This is a genomic window from Bacillus cereus group sp. BfR-BA-01355 (assembly GCF_022663675.1).
Lineage (GTDB): Bacteria > Bacillota > Bacilli > Bacillales > Bacillaceae_G > Bacillus_A > Bacillus_A thuringiensis_S.
This window is the reverse complement of the sequence record NZ_JAKUFY010000484.1, coordinates 1-223: the sequence shown is the minus strand read 5'-3', so window position 1 is coordinate 223 and position 223 is coordinate 1. Positions and strand designations below refer to the sequence as shown.

Sequence of the window (223 nt, the reverse complement as noted above, 5' to 3'; positions counted from 1 at the left end):
TCCAAAAATGTTTGTAACACGTGAAGCGTATAGTCAATTTTTATATAACTCTATTAATGTAATTGAAAAAATACAGAAACCAGAAGTGAAGCCAGACCCAAAACCTGAAACGAAACCAGAAGAAAAACCAGAAGTGAAACCGGAAATTAAATTGCCAGTAGGGTTAAATGAAAATTTGGTAACTAAAGATATGGAATTTAATCAAGATGCTTTTAATAATAAC

1 pseudogene is annotated in these 223 nt (G+C 30.5%); it reads left to right on the top strand.

Features of this window, described 5'->3' with window-relative positions:
• Window positions 1-223 (top strand): annotated as a pseudogene (locus tag MR167_RS32575) (S-layer homology domain-containing protein); the annotation flags it as partial.